2 protein-coding genes are annotated in these 1,764 nt (G+C 31.0%); one reads left to right on the top strand and one right to left on the bottom strand.

The window, feature by feature from the left end; translation table 11 throughout:
- Positions 1-195: ParB N-terminal domain-containing protein (locus tag WAO74_RS09815; protein ID WP_422161670.1), on the bottom strand; the 195-nt coding region annotated here is incomplete at its 3' end.
- A 307-nt stretch (positions 196-502) separates the two neighbouring features.
- Here WAO74_RS09815 and WAO74_RS09810 point away from each other — a divergent pair.
- A complete protein-coding gene (locus WAO74_RS09810; RefSeq protein WP_422161668.1) occupies positions 503-1,753 on the top strand; it encodes a BT4734/BF3469 family protein in 1,251 nt (416 codons plus the stop codon).
- Positions 1,754-1,764 lie beyond the last annotated feature (11 nt).

The raw sequence follows: 1,764 nt of genomic DNA, 5'->3' as shown, positions 1-1,764 counted from the left end.
ATCACGTGCTGCTCTATACCGTGAACATCCTTGAATTACGAACAATTTATTATTGTCTTTTACAATTCTTAGCGGCTCTATTAACTTAAATTTCTTTATCAAAGGAATAAGTTTTTTGTACGCCTCTTTATTTGTTAGCCCGTGTTTTTCTATTTCGGGATGTATTGATAATGAGCTAATTTCTACATGCTCCACTTTATAATTCATAGTCAATTTTATTAACTATATCGAGTCGATCAAATCGACAAGTTTATTTTCCCAAAATGGGAACAGTAAAAACATAAAGAAAAAAAAATTAATAATAAAGGGGGTGAACTTTAGGTCTCACGACCTGAAGTATAGTATTTAGGAGTTATAATCATATTTGACTTTATCGCTTTTTTTCCTTATATTTTTAATACGTGGGGTGTAAACATGCAGATTAGATTCCAATACGTATAACTTAGTTTCAACTCAATTTAAGCGGCTGCTGCATCAGTTTTAGAATTGAGTTTTTAAATTTATGTTTTCTCTTTACGAGGGTAAAATCTATAATAACACCCCCTCAAAAAAAATCGATTTTAACACCCTAATAAAAATTATCAGAACCAATCCTTACACTAGGGACTATAAAACCATTAGAGACCATAAGAAAGGGGAAATAGAGTATGATGATGGGAAAAAATATCTTGTTCGATGCCAGCCAAACTGTGTGGTCAAGTACAATTCAATCAAGGGACCAAATTTTGAAAAAAACTATGAAATTGGTTCTGGATATATCTATCTCGATATTGATAATCTTGAAAACGCTTTAGAATATAAAAAAGAGTTTATTTCAAAGTATAAAGATGTGGTTTCAATGGTTTGCATTTCAGGTGGAGGAAGAGGATTGTCAATTTTAGTAAAAATAAATCATACAATAACATTTAAAGAAGAGTATAAGTCTATAATTGATTATTTATCATCACACTATTTTAATGATATACAATTGGATAAAGGTGCTCTCAAATTATCGCAGATGTGGTTCATTTCTTATGACCCGGATGTGTATGTAAACTTAGAGGTTTGTATTGACGTAAGTGAAGGGGTAAAGTGCGTAAGTCAGGGTATAATCCAGAGGGTTGTTAGTAATAATACACTGTTCTACGCACCCGAAAGAGAGATAATGTATTTATCCATAACGGAGATTGATACTCATCTCATTACTAAAACTAAATACATTAATAAAAGTGATATTGACATTGATACTATTCCATGGACTGATATCAAAATACCACGAAAGATAAGAGATGGTTATAAACGAAAACTTTTTACCTATTATTTCCATGCACTATTTAATCTGAATCCAGAAATTGATCCCAAATGGATATTTGCGTATGTATACAATGTGAATAGAAACTGCGCTGATCCTAAGATGGGATATAGAGATCTCTTATCCTTATTTAATATGCAGTATGGATATATCAAAAGTTATCATTATAAGTATCAAAACAATCGAAAAAAGAGTTTGCACATCAATCCTGATTTGGATCTAACTGGTCGACAGAAGTCACTTGTTGCCAACAAGGTTAATGGAAGTATTAGAAAAAACAAAACCAAGTTGAAGATTGCCGCTGCTATTGAAAAATTAACCAAAGAAAATGAAAAATACACAATATCTTCTATAAGTAAATTAAGTGGAGTTAGTAGAAAAACCGTGGGGTGTCATATGAAAGATTTGGAACTAATTGATCTTAATGTCCTGATAAATCAACTAATTAAAAATATTAATTAAGTTGTCTGACA

This window comes from Polaribacter sp., assembly GCF_049276715.1.
Classification (GTDB): domain Bacteria; phylum Bacteroidota; class Bacteroidia; order Flavobacteriales; family Flavobacteriaceae; genus Polaribacter.
Note: the sequence above shows the minus strand (reverse complement) of the source record. Positions and strands in the feature narration are given on the sequence as shown.